The following is a 26,771-nucleotide window of genomic DNA, read 5'->3' as shown; positions in this document are numbered from 1 at the left end:
TTGCGAGGTGCCTATTGGGACTGGCACAAATGTGCACGGGATAATTGGGCAGTGAGGGACAGTGCCCCCACTGCAAATCGGAAACGATTAAATATCCAGGTAATCGAGAATACCCTCACCTGCCTGGCGCCCTTCCCAGATAGCGGTCACTACCAGGTCCGAGCCGCGCACCATATCGCCGCCGGCAAATACCTTCTCATTGGAGGTCTGAAATTTGTATTTTTGTTTTTCTGGAGCGATAACACCACCCCAGTCGGCAACTTCAATATTGTGCTGCGGAAACCACTCCGCCGGGCTGGGACGGAATCCAAAGGCCACCAGAACAATATCCGCTGGGATAATTTCTTCAGAACCGGGTACCACCTGAGGGCGGCGGCGACCATTTTCATCGGGCTCACCGAGCTCCGTAGTGACCACTTTAACCCCGGCCACCTTGCCATCTCCAACGATCTCAACGGGCTGGCGATTGAACAGGAACTGTACGCCCTCTTCCTTGGCATTAGCCACTTCCCGACGTGAGCCGGGCATATTTTCCTCATCGCGGCGGTAGGCGCAGGTGACGCTTTTAGCGCCCAGTCGAATCGAGCTGCGGTTACAGTCCATGGCGGTATCACCACCACCGAGAACCACCACGCGCTTGCCCTCAACCGAAACAAATTCGGAAGCATCCCGCTCCCAGCCCATATTGCGATTTACGTTGGCAATCAGGAATGGCAAAGCATCGTGAACACCGGGCAGATCTTCACCGGGGAAGCCACCTCTCATGTAGTTGTAAGTACCCATCCCCATAAAGACAGCATCGTAGTCATTGAGCAGCTGCTCAAAACTGATGTCCTTACCCACCTCAGTATTGAGACAGAACTCAACGCCCATCTCAGTAAACACTTCCCGGCGCTGCTGCATTACCGACTTTTCCAGCTTGAACTCGGGAATACCAAAAGTAATCAGGCCGCCAATTTCCGGGTGCTTGTCGAACACCACCGGTTGCACGCCGTTGCGTACCAAAATATCAGCGCAGCCCAGCCCCGCCGGGCCGGCACCAATCACCGCTACTCGTTTACCCGTTTTCTCAACATGGCTTAAGTCCGGGCGCCAACCCAGGGCGAAGGCTGTATCAGTAATGTACTTTTCCGCATTGCCGATGGTGACCGCACCAAAGCCATCATTGAGGGTACAGGCGCCCTCACAGAGGCGGTCCTGGGGGCACACCCGGCCACAGACTTCCGGCAGAGTATTGGTTTCGTGGCAGAGTTCGGCTGCCTCAATAACATTGCCTTCGCTGATCAGCTTCAACCAGTTGGGAATGTAGTTGTGTACCGGGCACTTCCATTCGCAATAGGGGTTGCCACAATCCAGACAGCGGTGTGCCTGGCTGGCCACCTGTCGCTCACTGAAAGGCTCATAAATTTCAACAAACTCGCCGGTGCGGGTGATGATGTCCTTCTTCGGCGGATCGATGCGACTTACGTCGATAAACTGGAAGTCGTTGTTCAGTCTGTCTTTCATACTGTTTCTCCACCCCGCCTTTATTCGCCGCGCTTGCGCACGTCGGAAAGAAGATCTGCAAGGCTCGCCGCCTTTGGTTTAACCAGCCAGAAACGGCTCAAGTAATCATCGAAGTTATCCAACAACTCGGCGCCCCAGGCGCTCTGGGTCTCCGCCGCATACTCCTCGATAACTTCGCGCAGGTGACTCTGGTGTGGCTCGAGAATTTCGCTGCTGATTCGGCGCAGCTCGATCAACTCATGGTTGCAGCGATCAAAGAAATCCCGCTCCATATCCAGGACATAGGCAAAGCCACCGGTCATACCGGCGCCGAAGTTAAATCCGGTGCGCCCGAGAACCGCGACCATACCCCCGGTCATATATTCACAGCAGTGATCTCCCGCCCCTTCCACGACCGCAAAGGCACCGGAGTTGCGCACGGCGAAGCGCTCACCGGCACAGCCCGCCGCAAATAACTTGCCGCCCGTGGCACCGTAGAGACAGGTATTGCCGACAATACTGGTTTCCTGGGAGGCGAATGAGCTGCCTTGCGGCGGTCGTATAACCAGCTTGCCGCCAGCCATACCTTTGCCCACATAGTCGTTGGCATCGCCATCCAGATACATATCCAAACCACCGGCATTCCACACACCGAATGACTGGCCGGCGACCCCTTTGAGGCGCAGTTTCACCGGAGCTTCAACCATACCCTGGTTACCGTAGCGCTTGGCGATCTCACCAGACAGGCGCGCACCTAAGGATCGGTCACAGTTGGTCACGTCGTAGCTGAACTCGCCACCTTTAAAGCCTTCGATAGTTGGCAGGATATCCGCCACCATCCGCTCCGCCAGTTCGCCCTTATCCCAGGGATCATTCGTCGCGGACTGACAGGTTTGCGGCTTGCTGTCCAACAGCTCATCCGTATGCAACAGAGGCGCGAGATCCAGCTTCCTCTGCTTGTCAGTTTCGCCATCCAGCACGCGCAGCAAGTCCACACGCCCCACCAGATCCTCCAGGGTCCGCACTCCCAGACGCGCCATCCACTCGCGGGTCTCCTCGGCGACAAAACGGAAGAAATTCATCGCCATTTCTGCGGTGCCGATATAGTGCTCGTCACGCAGGTCTTTCTTCTGGGTGGCGATACCGGTGGCACAGTTATTCAGGTGACAGATGCGCAGATACTTACAGCCGATCGCCACCATGGGTGCCGTACCAAAGCCAAAGCTTTCAGCACCGAGAATTGCCGCCTTGATCACATCGAGGCCGGTTTTCAGACCGCCATCGGTTTGTACCCGAACCTTACCGCGCAGATCATTGGCACGCAGGGTCTGGTGGGTTTCAGCCAATCCCAGCTCCCAAGGCGACCCGGCATAGCGAATCGAGGTGATTGGGCTCGCCGCTGTGCCGCCGTCGTAGCCGGAGATGGTGATCAAATCCGCATAGGCTTTGGCAACACCCGCAGCAATGGTGCCAACCCCGGGCCGCGATACCAGTTTTACCGAGACCAAGGCATCGGGATTGACCTGTTTGAGGTCATAGATCAGCTGCGCCAAATCCTCGATGGAATAGATATCGTGATGAGGCGGCGGGGAAATCAGGGTCACGCCGGGCACCGAATAGCGCAGCCGCGCGATCAGTTCGTTAACCTTGCCACCGGGCAACTGGCCGCCTTCACCGGGCTTGGCGCCCTGGGCTACCTTGATCTGTAATACCTCCGCATTTACCAGGTAGTGCGGTGTTACGCCAAAACGACCGGAGGCAATTTGCTTAATCTTGGAGACTTTATCAGTACCAAAACGGGCTGGATCTTCACCGCCCTCGCCACTGTTTGAACGCCCACCCAGGCGATTCATCGCTTGGGCCAGAGACTCATGGGCTTCGGGGGACAGGGCCCCCAGAGACATGGCCGCTGTATCAAAGCGACGCAAAATCTGCTCTGCCGGCTCCACGTCTTCCAGAGCTACCGGTTCGATGTTCTCCTTGAAGTCCAGCATATCCCGCAATGTCGCCACCGGGCGCTGGTTAACCAGCTCCGCATAGTCCCGCCACGCAGCATAGTCACCGGTGCTGGCAGCGCGCCGCAGGGTAGTCACCACATCCGGGTTAAAAGCGTGATACTCCTGGCCGTAAACAAACTTATGCAGACCGCCGGGGGAAACCGGTTTGCGGGCTTTCCAGGCGATATCGGCACGGGCCGCCATATCGGCTTGCAGCTCGGGGAAGCCGGCACCTTCAATGCGAGTGGGTGCTCCGGGGAAACACAGGTCCACAACATCCCTGGAAATACCCACCAGCTCGAACAGCAGTGCGCCGCGATAAGAGGCAACGGTGGAAATACCCATCTTGGATAGGATCTTTAACAGGCCCTTGATAATGCCGTTACGGTAATTTTTCTGCGCCTCAGCGGCGTCCAGCAGCAATTCACCGGTATCGATCAGGTGATTGATAATGCTGTAGGAGAAATACGGGTGTACTGCGGTGGCACCGACACCGACCAAACAGGCCAACTGATGCGCATCGCGGGCGCTGGCGGTATCCACCACAACATTGGAATCACAGCGCAAGCCCGCATGTACCAGGTGGTGGTGCACCGCACCCGTCGCCAGGAGTGCATCGATTGGCAAGTGCTCCTCGCGAATATCGCGATCGGATAGCACTACAATCACAGCCCCCGCCCGCACCGAGGCCTCAACTTTGGCGCAGAGCTGTTCAATCGCCGACTTGAGATCCAATTCAGTGGGGTCGTAGTTCAGGTCGAAGATCTCCGCTTCGAAGCCCGGGCGATCAAGGGATAACAGTGCCGTGTACTTCATATGGGAAAGTACTGGCGAAGACAGGATTACCCGGTCCGCGTGCTCCGGAGTTTCCTCAAATACTGATTTCTCTCGACCCAGGCAGGTTTCCAGAGACATCACCACAGTTTCCCGCAGGGGGTCAATTGGCGGGTTGGTTACCTGGGCAAACTGCTGGCGAAAGTAGTCGTAGAGCGAGCGATTGTAGCGGGACAAAACCGCCATCGGCGTATCATCGCCCATTGAACCGACCGCTTCCTGGCCCGCCTCAGCCATGGGCCGGACGACTTTATCGCGCTCTTCCAGGGAGGAGCTGAACAGCTTTTGGTAGACTTTGAATTGCTGGTGGGAGAAGTTGTTGTCCACCGGCGCAGTGACCAGAGTAGAGCGGATACGGCGTGCTTTATCCTTGAGCCAACGCTTATAGGGCTGTGCCCGCTTGAGCATATTATCGATGTCAGCGGTGTGGTAGAGCTTGCCCTCCTGGGTATCCACCGACAGCATCTGCCCCGGTCCAAGGCGGCCCTTAGCCACAACATCTTCAGGGGCATAGTCGTACACGCCAACTTCGGATGCCACAGTGATCAGGTCATCCTTGGTAATCACCCAGCGGGAGGGGCGCAGGCCGTTGCGGTCCAGGGTACATACCGCATAGCGGCCGTCCGTCATCACCAGCCCAGCCGGCCCATCCCAGGGCTCCATATGCATGGAGATATATTCGTAAAAGGCGCGCAGATCCGCATCCATTCCTTCTACATTTTGCCAGGCCGGCGGCACTAGCATGCGCACGGCCCGGTGCAGCTCCATTCCGCCCGCCAATAGCATCTCCAGCATGTTGTCCAGGCTGGAGGAGTCGGAACCCTCACGGTTAACCAGGGGCACCAGCTCATTCAGCTCTGGAATCAGGTCAGTGGCAAATTTACTGGTGCGGGCAACAGACCAGTTGCGGTTGCCGGTAATAGTGTTGATCTCACCATTGTGCGCCAGCAAGCGGAATGGCTGAGCCAGGGGCCAGCGGGGCATGGTGTTGGTAGAGAAGCGCTGGTGGAAAACACAGATTGCGGTTTCCAGGCGCGGGTCGGCCAGTTCTGGGAAAAACTTGGGCAGATCAGCCGGAATCATCAAGCCTTTGTAGGAGAGGACACTGGTTGAAAGGCTGGCGATGTAAACTTCGCTACTTAAGCGCAACTCGGCTTTGCGACGGGCTACATAGAGGCGGGCATTGAATTTCGCCTCGCCGAGGGGCTCGTCCGCATTGTTGATCAGCAACTGCTCAAAGTGCGGCAGGCAATCCCTGGCAATGGGGCCCAGGCATTCCGGGTTGGTCGGTACGGTGCGCCAGCCGACTGTCTTTAGGCCCTGAGCTTCCAACTCAGTTTCGAGAATTTTGCGGGCTTTATCGGCTTCGGCTTGATCCAGTGGGAGCATGATTGATCCCACTGCGTAGATTGCTGTCAGCTCAGCAGCAAACAGGGTCTTGGCTTCTGCGCGGAGGAAAGTATCCGGCTTTTGCAGCAAAAGACCGCAACCATCACCGGTTTTACCATCGGCGGCAATACCGCCCCGGTGGGTCATGCAAGTGAGGGATTCAATGGCCGTCTGCACCAACTTGTGACTTGCCACACCGTGCAAATGAGCGATCAGACCAAAACCGCAGTTGTCCTTAAACTCATCCAACTGATACAGACTGCTACCCATAGAATTCCTCGTCGCTATCGATTGGGGGACCACTGGCGCTTAAAAAAGAAGTGCCTGTTATGGGCGAATGTCACTTTAAGCTTCGCGCTACGCTCTCCTGCGGTCCCTTGGAAAAATATCCCGAGATAAAAAAAGCCCTCTTGTGGGGCTTTTTTTGTTGTTATTGGCGGTTTTTTGCCCCGCCTTTCCTTTCGGGGGGGCGCAATATTACTTGCCCAACACTACATTTTCAACTTTTAGCAGTGTATTAGTCTGTCAAATTAAATAAAACCAAACTTATCTTCTAGTAAATGATCTTTCTGGTACCCAATCCTATTTTTAAGACAATAAGAGCAGGGTTATCACTCAGCACCACAGTTTTTCAGTGCATTTATAATCATTTTTCTGGGGGTATCATCGACAATAATTGCTTCTCCCAGCGCCTTTAGGAGTACCAAACGCAATTTTCCATCCAGCACCTTCTTATCCACCTGCATTACTTGGAGGAATTCATCTGTTGTCATATCTTTTGGTGCCTGCTGCGGCAAATCAGCCGCCTCTAGCATCTCTCGTAACCGTTCCACCAGCTCCGCATCGATATCCCCGCGCAATCTGGATAACTCCAGCGCCATAACCATGCCGGCGGCAACGGCCTCACCATGTAACCAACTGCCATACCCCTGCACTGCCTCAATAGCGTGGCCGAAGGTATGGCCAAGATTCAGTATCGCCCTACGACCACTCTCGCGCTCATCACTGGCAACAACATCCGCCTTGTCGGCACAGCAGCGCTGAATGGCGTAAGCCAGTGCATCGGGCTCCCGCGCCAATAACTTTTGTAAATTCTCCTCGATCCATTCGAAGAATAAACTGTCACAGATCAATCCGTATTTAATGACCTCAGCGAGGCCTGCGGAAAATTCACGTGCGGGCAATGTGGCAAGGGTATCGGTATCCGCAAGGACAAGCCGGGGCTGGTGGAAGGCGCCAATCATATTTTTACCAAGAGGGTGGTTAACGCCGGTCTTTCCCCCAACAGAGGAGTCAACCAAAGACAGCAGGGTAGTCGGTACCTGAATAAAGTTAACCCCACGCTGGTAAGAGGCTGCGGCAAAACCGCACATATCTCCAACGACACCACCGCCCAACGCGATTAGTGTCGTAGTGCGGTTGTGACGCTTTTCCAGCAGCACATCAAAAATTCGATTCACTGTGTCGAGTGATTTGAAAGCTTCACCATCGGGAAGCTCGACAACATCCACTTTATCGAGCCCTTTTAGCCCTTCCAATAATGTTGCCAAATAGAGAGGAGCAATAGTTTCATTGGTTACAATGCAAACTTGCCGGCCTTTGATGTAAGGGAGAATATATTGCGGGTCACCGAGCAAACCTGAACCAATAATTATCGGATAACTACGCTCGCCGAGTTCTACGTTTAGGCTTTGCATACTGCTCTCTATCCCCTAGTGCTTATCTCAACAGAAGTGAGACGCACTTTAGCACAGACGCTTGGGACTAATCGGACAGCAGGCTGCCTAAGTGTTCTGCGACCAGGAAGGATGCTTGTTTGGGGGAGAGGTCATTGGTGTCGCAAATAATATCTGCAACCTCACGATACAGAGGCTCGCGTTCCTGCAAAATTTCCGCAATACGCTGACGGGGGTTGGGTACACGAAGCAACGGGCGATTGGTATTCTTTGAAGTGCGCTCCAGAAGCTGATCGATATTGGCCTGCAAATAAACTACATGGCCATATTTTTGTAGCTGGCGTCGATTCTCCTCGAGCAAAACTATTCCGCCACCAGTACCGATAACCTGGCACTCACCCTGGCAGAGCTCTTCCAATATTTCACTCTCTCGGCGGCGAAATCCGGCTTCGCCTTCCACATCAAAAATCCAGGGAATATCCGCACCAGTGCGCTCTTCCAGCACTTTGTCGGTATCGGCAAAAGGCAGCTGCAATTGAGCTGCCAACAACCTGCCGATAGTAGACTTGCCGGCCCCCATGGGGCCGACCAGGAAAATAGAGCGGGTGATCACTTAGAGTAAAAAGCCTCATCTTCAAGAATACGCGGCGTGATAAACATCAGGATCTCACGTTTATCGTCCGTGCGTATAGTCTTTTTAAACAAGTTGCCCACATAGGGGATATCACCCAGTAAAGGCACCTTTGTTTCACTTTCCACAACCGTGCCTTCAAAAATTCCACCAAGGACAATAGTTTCACCGTTGCGAACCAATACCTTGGTCGCCAATGTGTTGATATTGATGGAGGGAACTTCACCTTCACCTACACTGACGTACTCCCCAATACTATTCTGCTCAATATTCAGAGACATAATAATATTGTTGTCTGGTGTAATTTGTGGGGTCACATTTAACTGTAATACTGCTTCACGGAAAGTAATCGATGCTGCACCAGATGAAGTTGTCTCTTGGTATGGGACTTCGACACCAGACTGGATATTAGCTTCCTGTTTATCCCCAGTAACCACCTTGGGCTGAGAAACAACCTCAGCCAACCCACTATCTTCCAAAGCAGATAGCTCCAAACCGAGGAAGAAGTTTTCTTTCAAAATGGCATAAGCAAGACTACCCGCTGGGTTACTTACTCCAAGATCTACCAGCATTGGGTCAAACTCAGTATTCAGGTCGCTAAGACTGGTTCCGTCTTCCAGGTTGTTGGAGCCAGAGCCAATTCCAAAAGTATTGTCATTGATTTCAGAGCCATCAACAAAGTCCCACTGCACACCAAGCTCACGCTGAAAGTCACTAGTGGCAGTAACGATTCGCGCCTCAATCATAACTTGGCGAATAGGGATATCAATGACTTCTATTAGTTCTCTAAACTGGGCAATTTTCTCTTCAGTATCTGTAAGGATAATGGTATTGGTTCGCTCATCAACAATCGCACTTCCACGGGAAGACAGCATAGTTGGATTGTTTGAAGATCCACTGTTGTTACCCCCGGCAAAACCTCCTTGGCTGGAACCGCTATTCTGCTTACCAGAGAAAAGTTCAAATAATTCTCCAGCATCAGCGTAACGCACACTGATGTACTCTGTTCTGAGAGGTGCAAGCTCTTCTAGTTGTTTACGGGTTTCCAACTCCTGACGTTCACGTTCGGCAATTTCAGCCGCTGGAGCGACCATAATAACACTGCCCTCCTGACGCTTATCTAGACCTTTTGCCTTTAAGATAAGTGCCAGCGCCTGATCCCAAGGAACTCCGTCCAATCGTAACGTAATACGACCTTGAACAGTATCACTCGCCACTAAGTTCAGGTCGGTAAAGTCTGCTATTACCTGTAAAACTGAACGAACTTCGATATCCTGGAAATTTAATGACAGTTTCTTTCCATCGAACTGAAACTCTTTTTCTTTTTCCCGAATTTCCTGAGCAGAGAGAGGTTTAACACTCAAAACATATTCTGTATCAGCCTGATAGGCCAAATAGTCATAATCAGTGCCAGTGGGATCAACTGAAATAACAGTATTGCGCCCGTCATAATCGACAGTAATTGAACTTACGGGGGTGGCAAAATCTGTTACATCCAATCTCTGCCGTAAAGTCTCAGGAAGTTCAACTCCGAGGAAAGTTAAGTAGATTTTCCCGCTTGTGCGCTCAACATCAATATTCACCGCAGGATCTGTCAGGCTAACAATAACTTTACCTTCGCCCTCCTCACCTCGACGAAAATCAACGTTATTGACTGCTGCTTTCCCTGACGCATGAAACTGCTTATCGCCTCCAAGATTTAACCCACTGTCGTGGGGAGCTGGACTAACAGCCACAACTTCATTCTCAGAAGACTCAGCGCCAATTTCTATCAACAGCTGATTACCTTGCCGCTCGCTGGAATAAACCGGGAGTTGGTCCAGGTTAACGATAAGGCGAGTTCTATCTTCACTAGAAACAATAACTGCACTTCGTGCAACACCTATACCCAGAGAGTACTTCTTTTGCGGAAGCCTGCTCTCTACGCCAGCAAAATCCAGCACAATTCGGGCCGGCTGCTCTATCGTGTAACCCGTTGGCTCGGGGGGAGTATCACTGAACGTTAATCGCAGCTGGACTCTGCTACCTGGGAGCTCAGCAAACTGGATATCATCCAGCTGATTTAGCTGAGCACTGGAAGATAATGGAAATAACAACAAACCAAGAATTAATAGTTGGAATCGAGCCATATAAAAGGCGAACTGTTTATTGTTCATTATCTGTTGTCCCTCTCTTCCAACGCCAGTGACCGTGGCCGCTCAATCCAGCCTCCAGTGCCATCCGGTACAATTTCTAAAATATCGAGTTGCGCATTAGTGGCGTTTACCACTCTGCCATGATTTTTTCCGAGGTAATTACCAATAGTTATACGATGAATCCCACCAGAACCATCGTTAATCAAAGCCCAAATCTGGCCATCTCGTGACAAACTACCAACCATGGATAATGCATCGATGCTAACCCCCTCTAACAGCTCCCGCTGTCGAGTTAAATCTGGAGCAACATCAAGTCTACGCCCAACAATCCGCTGCTCTGACTCAAGCACAGGGCGTGTAAATGGGCTTCGCTGTGCTGCTGCACTGTATACGTATGGACTATAAGGCATAAATGTTGGAATAGGCTCAATTTGCCCCTTGGGCCGACGTTCTACTTCAGCCATGCGCTTGAGTAAGTCATTGTGATCTGAACTTGCACCACACCCTGCAATGGATAGCAAGACAACAATAACAGAGAGGTATTTTATCATCCCTCTTCACCCTGATCTTTATAGCGATAAGTCTTGGCATTGATGGTCATTTTCAGTAAGCCACCGTCCCCGTCATTGGCTATTTTAAAATCGTGTAAAGTGACTATTCGGGGCATACCTGCAATACCACTAATAAATGCACCAAACTCATGGTAGCCGCCCTTAACAAATATTCTTATCGGCAGCTCGACATAAAATTCACCAACTCGTTCTTTCTGCAAGTCAATATCATTTATCGTCAAACCGCTACCTCTGCCGTACTCATCAATATCTTCAAGTAAGCCTGGCACTTCCGTATCTTTAGGGAGCTGTTTAAGCAATGCACCAAAGGTCTCGTTCATCTCCTCTAATTGAGCCTTGTAGGCATCTAGATTTCGAGCCTGTTCCTGTTTTGCTTCAAATTGCTTAAAAAGTTGCTGCTCCTTACCTTCGGCAAGTTCCAACTGCCTATAACGATCACTGATAAAAAAGTAATAGCCGCCCCCAATAATGATCGCTGAAAGAATAGCTAACAATGCTATACGCCCAGGTAGGGGCCAAATTCCCATTCGGGAAAACTCGATATCACTGATATCGAGTTCATTTATCTGCTTTAGCGTATCTGCCAGTGCCATGATCCCTGCCCCTTATTTCTTTACAGCATCCTGGTCGTCATCCTGCTTTCTGCCTGTGACATTCACAGTGAGCTGGAAAGCACTAGCCTGTTCACCAAACCTTGGGCTGGCAGTAACGCCAGCTAAAGCGGGATACTCATACCAGTCAGACTGATCCAGGTTTCTCATAAAAGAGGAAACTCGATTGTTTGACTCTGCCACACCGGAAAGGGACAACTTATTTCCTTTACGTTCAATTGAATTAAGCCACAGGCCTTCTGGAGTAGCCTGTACAAGCTCATCAAAGTAACGTACAGCGAGAGGCCTGTTGCCTTGCAATTCCTGAATTACCCTCATACGATCGATTAATTCCTGCCGGCGCTTCTTCAGCTCCTTAATTTCTCTTACCTGAATATCTAACTTTTTGATCCTGGTTGTTAGAACTTGATTCCTACTCTTCTGATCAAGGATTTGCTTATCAACAGTTTTTACCCAGCCAAAAACGGCACCCACAACAACAAGAATAACGATAACAATAATCTGTTGAAATTCTTTTTGTTTCTGCGCACGGTACTCTTGGCGCCAAGGCAGAAGGTTAATCTTTGCCATATCAGTAGTCCTTCTCCCTCATCGCCAAGCCAGCGGCAATCATTAGTGAAGGGGCTTCACTTGATAGCGCCTGACGATTCACCCGTGAAGAGACGCTCATTTTCTGGAATGGATTAGCAACTAATGTCGGGCGACCCAGCTTCTCGCTAATCAGCTCCCCAATTCCTTCCATAGCCGCGACTCCACCGCCAAGAAGAATATGATCTACGTCACTATATGATGTAGAGGAGTAAAAAAACTGCAAGGAGCGGGTTACCTGTTGCACAACAGCATCACGGAAGGGTTCCAGCACTTCAGCAAAATAGTCATCCGGCAGACCGCTGCCCCCCTGGCGTTTTGCCAACGCAGCCTCTTCCGCTGAAAGTCCATAGCGACGCTGTATTTCATCGGTAAGCTGACGTCCGCCAAAAAGCTGTTCACGGGTATAAACCGTTTTGCCATCCACAAGGACAGACAGGGCACTCATTGTTGCCCCGACATCAATAACGGCAACGACTAATTGTTCCTGCGGGGGAAGCTGGTCTTCCAGCAGAGTGTAAGCTCGCTCAATGGCGTACGCTTCAACATCCACAACACCGGGCTCCAGCTCAGCCTCACCCAGCGCAGAGATGCGCTGCTCAATATTTTCGGTGCGGCAAGCTGCGAGCAACACTTCCATCTGGCCCTCCCCCTTTTCAGAAGGTCCCTGCACTTCAAAATCCAGGCTGACCTCTTCCAACGGATAGGGAATATACTGATCGGCTTCGATTGCAATCTGGGCTTCTAAAGCATCATCACTGAGATCCGCCGGCATTTCGAGAGTCTTGGTGATCACAGCCGAACCAGACACTGCAACTGCGACTTCCCGCAGACGGGTCTTGGAGCGTCGTACAACTTTGCGGATAGCCTCAGCCGTCGCCCCCACATCGTTGATATTCTTATCAACTACGGCATTGGGGGGGAGAGGTTCCACGGCGTAACTTTCGACACGATATTTATCGCCGTTGCGACTTAGCTCCAGCAACTTGACTGCAGTAGAGCTAATATCGAGTCCCAACATGGCCTTGGGGCCTTTGCTCAGAAAAGGGAAAATTCCCATTTTTTCTTATCTTTTCCGTGGGTTATGAGGGTTTGATGTTATAGCACTTTAAATTAACGCTTCAACCTGCATTTGCATAGGTAATAGCGCACAATATTCGTATAATTATTCACCTAATCTCTTTGATGAAGTACACAGAAGCAGTTTCATGACCGTAAAAGCCCGCAATCGTCTGCTCGCACTGCTTTGGCTCGGCCTTGCCGGTGTGGCCGCTACAGCAATGGCCCTGGCCAGCATCTATCTCTACCTCAAACCGGGGCTGCCCTCGGTGGAAAGCCTACGCGATATCCGCTTACAGACCCCCTTGAGGGTCTACTCACGGGATATGAAACTGATCGGTGAGTTCGGTGAAAAGCGGCGCAACCCTATCACGATCGAGCAAACGCCAGAACCCTTTATCAAAGCGATTCTCGCCGCTGAGGATGCAAGTTTTTACTCACACAATGGTGTCTCCATCAAAGGCTTGATGCGGGCGGCCTCGCAGCTGATTAAAACCGGCTCTATCCAGTCAGGTGGTAGTACACTGACAATGCAGGTGGCGCGCAACTTCTTTCTCAGCCGGGAACAGCGTTTTGTGCGCAAGTTCAATGAAATTTTGCTATCCCTGCAAATCGAGCAGGAGCTGACCAAGGACGAGATCCTCGCCCTATACATCAATAAGATCTTCCTCGGAAACCGCGCATATGGCTTCCAGGCTGCCGCACAGGTCTATTACGGCAAAGATATCAAGGACCTGAACCTGGCCCAGTGGGCCATGATGGCGGGACTACCCAAAGCGCCATCGACGTTCAATCCACTGGCTAATCCTTCCCGGGCCCTGGTTCGACGAAACTGGATTCTGATGCGGATGCTCGATCTTGGCTATATCAACCAGGATCAATACAACCAGTCAATCACCGCGCCGGTAACAGCCAGCTATCACAGCCGCGACCTCGACCTGGATGCACCTTATATTGCCGAGATGGCGCGCAAAGAAGCTGTCGATCTCTTCGGCGATAACGCCTATACCGATGGCTATCAGGTCATAACAACAGTAGACAGTCGCCTGCAGGAGTCTGCACGCAACGCTCTACAGCACGGCCTGGAAACCTACGACGCCCGCCACGGCTATCGCGGCCCAGAGCAGCGCCTGGCCCCGGAGTTACTGCAAGATAGCGACCAACTTATCGATTTACTCAACGAGATTCCGATTCTTGGCGGCCTGGAACCCGGCGTTGTAACCGCAGTAGAGCCCAAGAAGCTTCAGGTTCAACTGAGGGATCGACGCGTAATTGAACTGCCTTGGAGCAATGGGCTCAGCTCTATCAGGCCCTATATTTCTGAGAGTGCCCGGGGCGCACGCCTTCAGTCCGCTGAGAAAATGTTTGCTCCCGGAGATGTTATTCGACTGCGCAAGGTAGTTAAGGAAAAGAAAGAGAGCAACTCCAGTAGCGAAATGATCGCCACCGCTGTAGATGAGCCCCTTCAGGCCGATCCATTTGCTGACCCCGAAGGCGGTGACATCGAGTCTGCTGAACCCCAGGTGACCGAGGAGTGGGTTCTCGCCCAGGTCCCGGAAGCACAGGGCGCCCTCGTGTCTATTGAGCCCGAAGATGGTGCTATCCGTGCCCTTGTCGGCGGTTACGACTTCCGCCAGAGCCACTTCAACCGCGCCACGCAAGCAGCGCGGCAGCCGGGCTCCAGTTTTAAACCCTTTATTTATGCCTCGGCAATCGAGCGCGGATATACAGCGGCAAGCATCATCAATGACGCCCCGATAATCTTTGAAGAAACCAACCTGCAAGATGTATGGCGGCCTGAAAATGACGGGGGTACCTTCTTAGGCCCAACCCGCCTGCGTATGGCTTTGTACAAGTCACGTAATATGGTTTCAATTCGGTTGCTGCAATCCCTAGGACTGGACTACGCCCTGGGCTTTGTCGAGGGGTTTGGTTTTGAGCGCAGCAAGCTCGCCCGCAACCTGACTATCGCTCTGGGTAGCTCCGCTCTCACGCCCTTGGAGATGGTGCGAGGCTACGCTGCCTTCGCCAATGGTGGCTACCGCGTGGAGCCCTACCTGGTTGATCGAGTATTGGATGTTAATGGTGAAGTCCTATATCAGGCACTGCCTCTAACGGTATGTGATAACTGTCCTGAGCCGGGCACCGGCTCTGAATCCCTGTCCAGCGAGCCAGTCGATCTCGCAGAGTTACAACTGGAAGGGCAAAGTGTCGATCAGGGTGAGGAACCAGCAGAGCTGCACGTACTCCCTGTAGGCCCCCTCGACCCGAATAAAAGCCAGGCTCGCCCTCGCGCACCACGAGCCATGTCGGCAGAAACAGCATATATAATGGACTCAATGCTCAAGGATGTTATCAAGAAGGGCACTGGACGCCGCGCTCTGGCGATGAAACGCGGTGATATTGCCGGTAAGACAGGAACAACCAATGGTCCCCGGGATGCCTGGTTCTCGGGATATAGCCCCTACCTGGCTACCAGTGCCTGGGTTGGCTTCGACTCCTACGGTGAGCTGGGCAAAAATGAATACGGTGGCTCAGCCGCCCTGCCTATCTGGATTGATTTTATGACCAGTGCACTGGAGGGGCTCCCGGAGCGCCATCTGGCACAGCCGGATGACATAGTCACGGTGCGTATCAACCCTCAAAATGGCTTGCGCACCTCCTACGGAGGTATGTTTGAGATTTTCAGAACCAACCGGGTCCCCGGCCGCGAGGTGTATAACCCATACCGCAATCGCTACACCGATGAAGACAGGGATATGCCCAGCCAGGATGGCCGAGAAAATTCTTTACCGGAAGAGCTGTTCTAAGCGAACAGCTCATTAAAAAAGGGGCCTGTGGCCCCTTTTTTAATGATAAATCAGCAGGGCAACTTAGCTGCTGCGATAGCGCAGGCAGGCACGTTCCAAGCCCTGCAGGTCTGGAATAACCGCTTCCTCACCGGACAGCGCCACATGCATCAGCTCTCCCGGGCTCAGTGGTTGCTCGCGCAGTGCCAGTTCCTCCGGGGTCACTCGCACCAGGCGTGGTGTACCATGCAGGAACAGTGCAAAATATGGCAAATCACCATCGGGGTTTCCGGTACTAAGTACTGCAATGCGCCCTTCCTCTGCAACCACTCCAAGGGTACCGCCACGCATCACCTCGAAGGATATTACTGGCAGGCGCTGTTCCCTCCAGATCAAATCGCCTAAATACCACTCAGGTACATCTTGAACTGCCATTGGCGTCTGCATTGCAACAACCTCAGAGAGGCTGTCCACCGGTACCAGCAGTTGCCCCCGGTCCAGGGGCAACAACAGGCTGCTCACTTCCTGGGGAACGTCTACGGGCAGCGCTTCAACTTCACTCATTGCCTATCTCTTTTTGTCCTGATATCTGCCCGTCTCAGCTTCCAACAGCCTCGGCATCCGCATATTCACGGATAGCCGCCAGTAGTACATCTTCCTGGTAGGGCTTACCCAGGTAGTGGTTAACTCCCAAAGACATAGCGTGATCGCGGTGCTTATTACCTGTACGCGAGGTGATCATTACGATTGGAATATCTCGGAGGCGGCTGCTGGAGCGAATATGGCGCGCAACTTCGAAGCCATCCATACGCGGCATCTCAATATCCAGCAGGATCAGATCCGGGATCTTATCCTGCAGCTGGATAACAGCATCCTGACCATCTTTTGCGGTGCTAACCAGGTAGCCCTCTCGCTCCAGGAAGCGCGTTGTTACTTTGCGTACTGTAACCGAGTCATCCACAACCATAACGGTCTGCTGGCGCGCTTCCTGCTCGGGCTGTATTTCTGGCTCTTCCTGAACTTGAAGTAACGGCACTTCCGGTCTGGCCAACTGAGTGGCCTGACGGCGCAGCAGGGCGTGTGCATCGAGAATCACCACGACGCTACCATCACCTGTTACCGTTGCACCTGATACCCCTTGAACCCCCGAAAACTGTGGGCCAAGGCTTTTTACTACAATTTCTCGACTGCCTCTGATGGCATCTACCTGTAACGCCATAGCGTGCCCTTCAGAGCGCACCAACAAAACGGGCAGTTGCATATCATCGACACTGAGCTTGGGTTGAGCACCAGACTTCAGCAGAGTACCGAAATAGCTAACCTGATAGAGTTCTCCGGCGTATTCGAAACGCGCATCATCTGAGCGATAGTAGTGCTCCAGCTCAAATGGGCTGAGGCGCACAATACCTTCGATAGTATTCAGCGGCAGTGCAAACAGGTCATCGCCAATTCGCACCATCAAAGCGCGGTTAACCGAAACTGTGAACGGCAGGCGAACGACAAATTCTGTTCCTGCGCCTGCCTCTGAGTTGATATGGACGCTGCCACCGATCTGCTTCAGCTCGGCGGATACAACGTCCATTCCCACACCCCGGCCAGAGATCTGGGTAACTTTTTCCGCAGTGGTAAAACCAGCCTGCAGAATGAACTGAAGAATCTCATTATTCGAGAGCTCAGCATCCGGCCTCATTAGGCCATTTTCCACCGCCTTTTCACGCACCCGGATCAAATTGACACCGGCACCATCATCGCGGATGGTGAGGACAACTTCACTGCCCTCCCTTTTCAGCGCCACATCGATACGCCCACGCTCAGACTTGCCGGCAGCCAAACGCTCCTCTGGCATTTCAATGCCGTGGTCCACAGCGTTGCGCAGCATATGCTCCAGTGGCGCAACCATACGCTCCAACATGGACCGGTCCAGCTCGCCTTCAACGTTGGAGAATCCCAGCTCGACCTGCTTGCCCAGCTCAGCGCTTACCTGGCGCACGATACGACGCAGGCGCGGTACCAGGCGGGAGAAAGGTACCATGCGGCTGCGCATCAGACCTTCCTGCAATTCGGTATTTACCCGAGACTGCTGAAGCAACAGGGTCTCGGTATCACGCGCCTTGTTATTAAGGGTGGAGCGCAGCTCCATCAAGTCAGATGTGGACTCCAGCAGGGAACGGGATAATTGCTGAATAGAGGAGTAACGGTCCATTTCCAGCGGGTCGAAGTCGCCGTCCTGTTCTGCCAACTGCTCCTGACGGAACAGGATCTGGGCCTCGGTCTCGCGGTCCAGACGGCGCAGCTGTTCGTTGAGACGCACCAGCGTCACATCCATCTCGTCTAGGGCGAGACCGAACTCACTCATCTGCTCTTCAAGACGACCACGGGAAATTGCAGTCTCACCGGCCAGGTTTACCAACTCCTCCAGAAGTTCAGCAGCGACACGCACCATCTCCTGGGGCTGGTTCCGGGTCGGTGCCGCTACCTCCTGCTCTGCATTACCGGCCTTGCGAATAAACGGCAAAACGTTATCGCTTTCCTGACCTACAGCAATCTCTGGCAGCTGCGTAGCAACTACATCAGCATCCGGCTGAGTACTCTCGGCCGCAATGACTTCATCACCTTGTTCCGCATCCGCTACAAGCACAGTTTCTTGAGGTTGTTCGTCTGAAACTTCAGATTCAATCACTGCTTCTGCAGCTGCCGAGTTAGCCGGCTTCTGATCCGCCCAATCAGTGCTGACCAGCTGTACAAAAGCATCAAGCTGTTCACCAGCCATCCAGGCGCGAACTGTCTCTACTCCATCGGCGAGACGATCGTGGATACCATGAGCATTGGCGAAGAAATCTGCAGAGGGACGATCGTTGTCACGCATGCCTTCGATCACCGTTTCAAAACGGTGAGCTACTTCACCCAACCCCATTAGGCCAGCCATGCGTGCACCACCTTTAAAGGTGTGCAATACACGCTTCAGGGCTTCACTTTGCTCACGGCTTTCTGGCTCCTCTTCCCAACTCTGGATCAGTTCCTCCAGCTCATCGGTAAGATCTCCAGCCTCCTCCATAAAGACGTCGACAACATCCGGATCAATGTCTGCCAGCAACTTCTGCAAATCGACAGACTGAGCGGAACCCTGTGATGGCACCTCGCTACCCGGTTGCTCGATAACCAGGTCACCAGCAGGTTCGGCTTCCGGTGCAGATAGGGGTTCCTCAAACTGAGAAACGTCCTCAACGGCGGCCTCAACTTCTATGGCCTGCAATTGAGGAATTTCCGAATCCTTAGCCTCACCACCAAGAGATTCCCTATCGTGTGACACTTGTAATACAGGTGGCTCAATCCACTCATCAGGGGATGCTTCTAGCTCGGTTGCTTCCGCAGGCTCCGGCGCCTGCTCTTCAGGCTCGGCAATAGCCAGTGCTTCGCTGTCGATTCCCAGTTCATTGAGGTCGTAGTCATCTTCAGCTGAAGAGCTGGTTTCCTCACCTTGAGCCAGGTAGCGAAGCGCCTCTTCCACAGCTTCACTGACTTCAGGGAGGTCTTGTGCTGCTGCTACTGCATCGATTAAATCGAGCAGCTCGTTGTGTCCCTGCTCAAGAGAGGCCCATAGCGCGGGCTCTTGCTCAAGATCACCGGCAAGGACTTTGCGATAAACATTCAGCAACAGCTCAGCGAGCTCAGCCAGGATCGGCAACTGAGCCCGGCTTGCCGCCTCCTGCAGAACATTGAGCTCGTCAGCGACCAATACAACGCGACTTTTATCTGCCGGGTCGGCGCGCCACTCCATCAGCATTTGGTCCGCATCAAGCAGCACCCGCATACCATCAGCCATCAAGACTTCGAGCAGCTGGGGATCGACCGCGCGAGGTTCATTCGCCTCGCGCTCGCGAATCAAGTGACCTACGGAGCGCTCCTGCAATTCAGCAACGCGAGCAAGGAACTGTTCCGATTTCTCTATTGCGAGAGGCTCTGAAGAGCGAATCTGTTCCAGCACCTCACGCACATAGGTGGCGCTATCATTGATCAGATCAAAAATATCTGCATCGATAGGCACCTGATAAATACGCAGCTCTTTAGCGAAGCGCTCCAGTGGTGCCATAATTTCGGCAACCACTTTGACTTCCGCCATATGTGCGGAGCCTTTAAGTGTGTGGAGTGCCCGGTGCATTGGATCGCTGGGAACACCATACAAAGGCGCGGCAGCCTGCATATCCTGCAGATACTCATCTACGACATTGAGGTGCGTCTCTGCTTCCTGAGCAAAAATTTCCCAGAGTTGAGCCAGGTCTTCTCCGGTGTCCTCAACAGCGTCAACTGCCGCGACACCACCTGCACTTTGGGCTTCCAGATCAGTGGGCATCTCTCCCGCACTCAGCTGCTCAGCCCAAGCTTGTAACTGCAGGGTAAGCTGCTGATCGGGGTCGCTCTGGCCGAGTTTAAACGCCTCAATCATTGAGGGTAACTTCTGATACACCTGCTCAATCAGGTATACATGGGCAGGCCCGGGCTTCACACTGCCATCGATAACCCGGTTGAGCATATTCTCCACGGACCAGGCCAGCTCACCGATATCCAGGGCCTCGACCATACGGCCCGACCCCTTCAGGGTATGGAAGCCCCGGCGAAACTCTACCAGGGCATCCTGATTGGCAAAATTGGCAACCCACTCCGGGAAGTAGCAACTGATATGCGCAAGAACTTCTCCGGCTTCTTCCAGGAAGATCTCGATAATTTCATCGTCAATCAGGCTCTCAGTGTCATCACCGAGTTCCTCCGCCGTGTCCACGACCTCTGCAACTGCAGCAACCGGCTCAACCTCAGCAGGCTCTACTACCGGTGCAGCTTCAATAAAGTCAGCAACCTCAACAGGCGCTTCCTCAGCCTCAGGAGCCTCTATCCCAGTTTCAATTTCAAGTGTTGGGGTTGCTTCAACCTGCGGAGCCTCGGTAGAGAACCATGACTCCTCCAGCCCTGACTCCCCGTCGATTTCCAGCTCGGACTCCACAACAGAACCTGCGTCATCGACAGGCAGCTGCAGAGTCACGGCAGATGACTCTTCCGCACTTATTTCAGCTTGAGAGTCCAGAGATTCCTCAGAAACCGCAGTGGCTTCGTCATCGGGGATTAAATCGTAATCGATAAGATCTGGCAGCTCGGATTCTGACACCGCAGAGGCTTCAAGACTGACATCGGTCTCACTTTCTTCAGTAACCTTCAGCGGAACGCCTAAAGCCTCTACGCTATCTTCAGCCAGTGCCAAAAGCATTTCTGCATCAGCCAGACCTTCCGCACGGCGCTCCAGGTAGTATTCAACACTGGTAATGGCATCTGCCAGAGTATCCAGCATTGTCCATTCGGGCTGTTCTCCAGCCTCAATCAGGGAGCTGCTAATATAGCGGTTGCAAGCGGAAATAATTTCACCCGCTCGCTGGTAACCCACCATTTCGAGACCACCACAGACTTCCTGTAAACGCTGCGGTACACGGCTCAGGTAACTGATATCCCAATGGCTGGCCACATACTCCATGACCGCTTCTTTTACCGCCTCCAGACCGAGTCTGGCCTCGCGTAATACAGAGTCAGTGGCGTCGCCCATAAGGGGCTGCTCATCGTCAACTTTTTTATTGCGATCGACGGTGGCGGCAAGCGCTGAATCGAGCTGAACCAATTCCCCAGCGGCACGCATCAGGTACTCTTCAACGTCAGTACCACGGGAAGCATCGCGAAGGTCTTCGTAGACACTGCGAGCGCGAACCCGCTGCGCTTCCAATCCCAAAATACCGAGTGTATCCGCGAGACGCTTGGCCACAGCGGCAGTGTCAGACAGCGAGGGTTGTTCTGTGTCGGTTGTACTGGGCTCCAGTGCTTCACGCACCAACTGCAGTTCATCGCGCACTGCAGCAATTGCACTGCCCAGGGCTTCTGGCCCCATCGCCAATACGTCTTCAGTATCCGGGCGAGGCGTACCGGGAACTGCCTTATCCAGTGCGAAGCGCTGGTAGAGTTTCTCGCAGTGCGGCCCATTCGGACCGGCGAGGTAGACATAAAAAAGCAGGTTGCGCAGAAAGTCCTGATCCAGGCGCGCATCCAATACCTTTGCGCCACGCCCCTGCAACAACCTGAATTCAATATCCACCTTGCGCAGTAAATGGCGCAGTGCAGGCTGCACATTAATACGGTGTTCGCCGAGCGCCTCCAAAATACCGAACAGTACTTCCCACAGGGATTGGCGACAGCTGCCACTGTAAAGCAGCTGCATTTTCTCAATAATCTTGGTGAGGTAAGCCAGGCTTTCGCCGCTGTTTACATCCCGGATCAGACCAGCAGCCGCAACGTGATACATCTTGCGCAGCTTGGTAACCAGGTCATTTAAGCGGGCGCTATCGGCAACGAGGGGCTGGCGCTTTCCAATCACCGTTGCCAGCGAAGACAATTCCGGCGAGAAAAGCGCTCCTTCACTGATCAATCGCTCGCGGCGCACTGCGCGCAAGTCATTCATCAGCGGAAGTAAGAGAACAGCATTGTCACGACGCTGAAAAGAAACCTTTTCGAGATAAAGGGGCAACTCCAGCAATGCGCGCATCAAAAATTCGCGCGTCTCATCGGTATTTTCAACCGCACCAGTGGCGAGGGCCTGGATAAGTTGCTCCATCTCTTCAGCTAACATCGCGGCACCACTGAGCTGTGCCATATGCAAGCTACCGTGCACCTGATGCACCAGTGACAAGCTGTTTTGCAGAAGAGAGGCACCCGCATCGGGTTCTACAGCGAATGTCTCAAGAAATTGGCGCGCTTGCGCCAAGGTCTCGTTAATTTCACCGATCAGCCAATCCAAGGCCATGAAGTTCGGATTGTCGTGACTCACGCCAAGTCCCCAATAATTTATTCAGTACTCAAGCGCTACAGTTTTCTGCGGGCAAAACCCGCGGATTTGTCGGAAGCAATTCCGTGCGCTCCTTTGCGCCCGGCCAACTTTTGCAATGGCCGGGCATTATTGTGTGGGTTAGGCCAGGGCCCGATCTTCGCGGGACTCCAGTGAATGAGCGTCTTCACCTTCAATGGTGAAGGTATCTGTATCCATTTCAGGTAATTCCACGTCATACAGCTCGCTGTTGCTCTCAACACTTTCCTCTTGCGGCAGCTTAAAGCCGGCAACGGATTCGCGCAGTGCACTGGCAGTCTGTGCCAGGTTACCAATGGACTGGGCGGTAGCCTGGGTACCTGCAGAAGTCTGCGAGGTAATTTCCTGAATCACGTTCATCGTGTTGGAAATGTGGCCCGCGGACGAAGCCTGCTGACGTGCAGCGTTAGAAATGTTCTGAATCAACGATGCCAGGTTGTTAGATACATTTTCAATTTCTTCCAGGGCAACACCCGCATCCTGGGCCAGGCGAGCTCCACGAACCACCTCACTGGTGGTCTGTTCCATGGAGATTACCGCCTCATTGGTATCGGACTGAATCGCTTTTACCAGGCCTTCAATCTGCTTCGTAGCAGCGGCGGAGCGCTCCGCAAGTCGCTGTACTTCATCCGCAACCACCGCGAAGCCTCGACCGGCATCACCGGCCATGCTCGCCTGGATCGCGGCATTCAATGCAAGAATGTTGGTCTGGTCGGCAATGTCGTTAATCAAACTTACGATATCGCCAATTTCCTGGGAGGATTCACCCAGGCGCTTAATTCGCTTGGAGGTATCCTGAATCTGCTCGCGGATGTTATCCATGCCTTTAATGGTGTTCTGTACCACCTTGGCGCCATTACTTGCGATATGTACCGAGCGCTCGGCTACCTGGGCAGATTCGGAGGCGTTGGCAGATACCTGGTCAATGGTGACCGCCATTTCGTTAACCGCGGCGGAAGCTCCGGCAATTTCCTGTGCCTGGTGCTCAGAGGCCTCGGCGAGGTGCAGTGCAGTCTGCTGGGTTTCCTGGGACAGGCCAGATACTTCCTGCGCAGCACCGTTAATCCGCGATACCAGCACACGCAGCTGGTCAATAGTAAAGTTAATGGAGTCGGCAATCGCACCGGTAAAGGCTTCGGTTACCGTTGCAGAGGTGGTCAAGTCACCGTCGGCGAGGTCGGCCAGTTCGTCCAGCAGCTGCATAATCGCGTGCTGGTTACGCTCGTTGGTATCTTCCTCTTTTTTCAGGTTTCGGCGGGTACCGGAGAAGGCCATCGCCATCATACCGAAGATCAACAACACGAATACCAGAGCCAATGCGGCAATGGTCAAGTTATTGGGCTGGCGATCGTCGGACAGGTTTACGATTCGATCATTCAGCGTACTCAATGCTTCGATAAGCTGGGGAGATGACGCGATAATGCCATCGGAAGCCTGGCGGGTAGCAAACAGGGCCGGAGTCGCTTCGAAGATATCTCGTACGGAGGTGCTTACGAACCCGAACAGCTCAGTAATTTCATCCAATGAGTGGCGAGCCTCTTCATCGGTGATACGGGAAATCCCCATCACCACATCGCCGCTCTTCATGCCGTCAACCACCTTACCGAAAAGGCTGGCGTCGGTATTAAACTGGTCTGCAGCGGCTTCGGCATCATGACCACCCTGGAGCATTTTATCGATATTTCGACCAATACGCTCCGCACGCCATACCTGCAACTGGGCCTGCTCAACCTGGTTTGCCGGGGCGTTGTTAGCCAACAGAATTTCTACGATATTGTTGTGCTCGGCCTGCAGTTCAGGCAGAGAGTCACTCAGCGTTGAAGCGATATCATTAAGGAATACGATGGTTTCCTGGTTACCGATAATGGTGTCAACCTGTTCGCGCAAGTTGCGCCAAACCTGATCATAAGCAGAAAGCTGAGCGCCCAGGGCACGGCGACTGCTGTCGTCCATTCGCTGGAGCTGATTCCAGGCGTTAGCCATTTCTTCGGTTACATTTTCCAGCTCAGTGAAAGCCTCGCTGTCACCTGCGGTTGCCGCCGGAGCGTAGGAAACTACCTGATAGGAAAGAGCCCGCAACTCGGCGACTTGCTGCAGGTACTCTTTGTCCTGCTCGTCTCGGGTCTGTACCAAATAAATACTGACAATAAGCCCCGCCAGCGTGGCGAGTACCAGTAGACCTAATACCAACGCGGCAGGATTACTGCGCAGCGCGGAAAAGGAACTCTGGGAGCCTGGTTTCATAATTTACTCCTAGCGGGCCATTGCATTAGGCCGGTTTAATACCACTTTAGTTTTAACGCTTTAATGACAAGACCCCTCAGTCAGTGCCGTACATCCCTGCACTAATTGTGGGCCAACCGGTTGACCATCCACGGCAACCGGAGAGAAAGAGCCGGACTGCTCAGCGTAAAGCTGCATCCATAAATCGCGCATCCTTGATCAGTGCTCGCATATCCAGAACAAGCCAACGACGCTGCTGCAAAACAAACTGGCCGTGCACCATTGGCGCAAATGGCTCACTCAAATCTGTCGGCGCCTCACGGGCATACTCGAACGCCAGGTGCTGCATTCCATACAATTTGTCGACAATAAGCCCCACGTAGGTCTTATCCCTCTCGAGCACCAAAACACGACGTTGCTGGCGTGGACCTGAGAGGTAGCCGCCGTAAAAAGCTGCGAGATCAATAAGGGGAAGCAGGCGGCCACGAACATTAGACACCCCTTTTACCCAGGGCTGAACGCCGGGAATAAAGGTGTGCTGTGGCACTTCGAGCAATTCCACAACGTCATCCATGGAGGCGACAAAGTGGTTATCCAGAAGAGAGAAACCGATACCGGTCCAGTAGGGTTTGATTTCCCGGCGGCCAGGCAGACCAGTGGCCTGCGCTTTGGCGCGCCGTGCAATATCAACCAGAGCTAAATAAGGTGTTTGTGACTGCACTTTTCGCAGCTGGCTATTAGGCCAACACCTCCCCGATCGCATCCAGCAATTTGCTCTCATCGACAGGTTTGGTCAGGTAAGCCCTGGCTCCCTGGCGCATACCCCAGACACGGTCTGTATCCTGATCTTTGGTAGTTACCATAATGATCGGAATCTCTCCGGTATTGCTGTCTTTGCTCAATTGGCGGGTAGCCTGGAAACCGTTGAGGCCCGGCATCACAATATCCATCAGGATCAAATCGGGGCGCTCGGCGCGGGCTACTTCTACTCCGCTTTCGCCATTGGGTGCGGTGATTACTGCATGGCCATTTTTTTCAAGAATGGTCGTCAGTTTGTGTGTTTCTGTAGGAGAGTCATCAACTATTAATACTCTTGCCATCATTTCCCCCATGACATCTATTCGGCTACTACGCAACAACTACTGCGCTCGGCGGTTTTGTTGTGATTATCCTCGCTAGCACGTGCCGGGATGCACTATGACTACCGACGGTCTGGGTACAAGAATTAACCGGCCAATGACAACCGGAACATCTGTACTCTATTTTAAATTTTGGTACCGAGCTTGTGGGCATAGAGCCCACAATGGAATCTGTATTTTCTTTTTCTGTTAGCCACTTACGCAGCGTGATGTGGTTTGGCGTGGGCTGAAATAGCGCCCAACAGCTCACTCTTACTAAAAGGCTTGGTCAGATATTGATCGCAACCAACTACACGCCCTTTTGCCTTATCGAACAATCCATCCTTACTCGACAGCATTACAACAGGAGTGGAGCGGAACTCGCTATTATTTTTTATCAGTGCACAGGTCTGATAGCCATCCAGGCGAGGCATCATAATATCGACAAAAATGACATCCGGACGGGAGTCCGCGATTTTTGCTAACGCATCAAAACCGTCTGTCGCAGTGACCACTGTACAGCCCGCCTTTTGCAGCAACGTCTCCGCTGTGCGGCGAATTGTCTTACTGTCGTCGATCACCATTACAGTCAGACTTTCCCAGTTAAGCTCCATAGTCTTTTTTGAATCCCCTGTTTACTTATTTTCGGGCACGCGAAAACTTTAGTTGCGCCTTTTTTTCAAACCGCTTGCGGGGTCCGGGCGCCTAGCCTGGCGAAGGTCGCACGCTGAGACGAACTTTTATCACAGAACCCCAGGCGAATCTAGCTGAG

The 26,771-nt window shown here is 52.9% G+C and carries 16 protein-coding genes; 1 reads left to right on the top strand and 15 read right to left on the bottom strand.

Features of this window, described 5'->3' with window-relative positions; translation table 11 throughout:
- Positions 1–87: 87 nt before the first annotated feature.
- From BTJ40_RS01350 to BTJ40_RS01310, 9 genes are all read right to left on the bottom strand, one after another.
- Complete coding sequence (locus BTJ40_RS01350; RefSeq protein ID WP_108731434.1) at positions 88–1,506, bottom strand: FAD-dependent oxidoreductase; 1,419 nt, start codon at positions 1,504–1,506, stop codon at positions 88–90.
- 20 nt (positions 1,507–1,526) lie between these two features.
- Positions 1,527–5,975, bottom strand: coding sequence for a glutamate synthase large subunit (gene gltB / locus BTJ40_RS01345; RefSeq protein ID WP_108731433.1), 4,449 nt, complete (start codon positions 5,973–5,975; stop codon positions 1,527–1,529).
- 341 nt (positions 5,976–6,316) lie between these two features.
- A complete protein-coding gene (gene aroB, locus BTJ40_RS01340) occupies positions 6,317–7,402 on the bottom strand; it encodes a 3-dehydroquinate synthase (RefSeq protein WP_108731432.1) in 1,086 nt (361 codons plus the stop codon).
- Between the two features lie 67 nt (positions 7,403–7,469).
- Positions 7,470–7,991 carry a shikimate kinase AroK gene (gene aroK / locus BTJ40_RS01335; RefSeq protein ID WP_108735122.1) on the bottom strand — a complete coding sequence of 174 codons (522 nt, stop codon included), beginning with the start codon at positions 7,989–7,991 and terminating at the stop codon, positions 7,470–7,472.
- A complete protein-coding gene (pilQ, locus tag BTJ40_RS01330) occupies positions 7,991–10,168 on the bottom strand; it encodes a type IV pilus secretin PilQ (protein WP_108731431.1) in 2,178 nt (725 codons plus the stop codon). The genes aroK and pilQ overlap by 1 nt, the downstream gene beginning before the upstream one ends.
- Positions 10,168–10,698: a pilus assembly protein PilP gene (locus tag BTJ40_RS01325; RefSeq protein WP_108731430.1), complete on the bottom strand. Its 531-nt coding sequence runs from the start codon at positions 10,696–10,698 to the stop codon at positions 10,168–10,170. The genes pilQ and BTJ40_RS01325 overlap by 1 nt, the downstream gene beginning before the upstream one ends.
- The gene (locus BTJ40_RS01320; RefSeq protein ID WP_108731429.1) at positions 10,695–11,312 is read right to left on the bottom strand and encodes a type 4a pilus biogenesis protein PilO; all 618 of its coding nucleotides are present in this window, start codon (positions 11,310–11,312) and stop codon (positions 10,695–10,697) included. The genes BTJ40_RS01325 and BTJ40_RS01320 overlap by 4 nt, the downstream gene beginning before the upstream one ends.
- A gap of 12 nt (positions 11,313–11,324) precedes the next feature.
- On the bottom strand, positions 11,325–11,900 hold the full coding sequence (locus BTJ40_RS01315; protein ID WP_108731428.1) for a PilN domain-containing protein: 576 nt from the start codon (positions 11,898–11,900) through the stop codon (positions 11,325–11,327).
- A gap of 1 nt (position 11,901) precedes the next feature.
- Positions 11,902–12,978: a pilus assembly protein PilM gene (locus tag BTJ40_RS01310; protein ID WP_108731427.1), complete on the bottom strand. Its 1,077-nt coding sequence runs from the start codon at positions 12,976–12,978 to the stop codon at positions 11,902–11,904.
- A gap of 148 nt (positions 12,979–13,126) precedes the next feature.
- Between BTJ40_RS01310 and BTJ40_RS01305 the strand changes: the two genes are divergently transcribed.
- Entirely contained in the window at positions 13,127–15,787 is a 2,661-nt protein-coding gene (locus tag BTJ40_RS01305; RefSeq protein ID WP_108731426.1) for a penicillin-binding protein 1A, read from the top strand.
- Between the two features lie 63 nt (positions 15,788–15,850).
- Here the strand turns inward: BTJ40_RS01305 and BTJ40_RS01300 are convergent, their stop codons facing one another.
- The 6 genes from BTJ40_RS01300 to pilG all read right to left on the bottom strand — a co-directional run bounded on the left by BTJ40_RS01300 (position 15,851) and on the right by pilG (position 26,613).
- The gene (locus tag BTJ40_RS01300; protein WP_108731425.1) at positions 15,851–16,330 is read right to left on the bottom strand and encodes a chemotaxis protein CheW; all 480 of its coding nucleotides are present in this window, start codon (positions 16,328–16,330) and stop codon (positions 15,851–15,853) included.
- Between the two features lie 34 nt (positions 16,331–16,364).
- Positions 16,365–22,598, bottom strand: a complete 6,234-nt coding sequence (locus tag BTJ40_RS01295) for an Hpt domain-containing protein (RefSeq protein ID WP_108731424.1) — start codon at positions 22,596–22,598, stop codon at positions 16,365–16,367.
- Between the two features lie 162 nt (positions 22,599–22,760).
- Positions 22,761–24,902, bottom strand: coding sequence for a methyl-accepting chemotaxis protein (locus BTJ40_RS01290; RefSeq protein WP_108731423.1), 2,142 nt, complete (start codon positions 24,900–24,902; stop codon positions 22,761–22,763).
- 160 nt (positions 24,903–25,062) lie between these two features.
- Entirely contained in the window at positions 25,063–25,602 is a 540-nt protein-coding gene (locus BTJ40_RS01285) for a chemotaxis protein CheW (protein ID WP_108731422.1), read from the bottom strand.
- A 16-nt stretch (positions 25,603–25,618) separates the two neighbouring features.
- Positions 25,619–25,981 carry a twitching motility response regulator PilH gene (pilH, locus tag BTJ40_RS01280; RefSeq protein WP_108731421.1) on the bottom strand — a complete coding sequence of 121 codons (363 nt, stop codon included), beginning with the start codon at positions 25,979–25,981 and terminating at the stop codon, positions 25,619–25,621.
- 236 nt (positions 25,982–26,217) lie between these two features.
- The gene (gene pilG / locus BTJ40_RS01275) at positions 26,218–26,613 is read right to left on the bottom strand and encodes a twitching motility response regulator PilG (protein ID WP_020413651.1); all 396 of its coding nucleotides are present in this window, start codon (positions 26,611–26,613) and stop codon (positions 26,218–26,220) included.
- Positions 26,614–26,771: the final 158 nt, after the last annotated feature.

This window comes from Microbulbifer sp. A4B17, assembly GCF_003076275.1.
GTDB lineage: Bacteria > Pseudomonadota > Gammaproteobacteria > Pseudomonadales > Cellvibrionaceae > Microbulbifer.
This window is presented reverse-complemented; position numbering and strand designations above follow the sequence as displayed.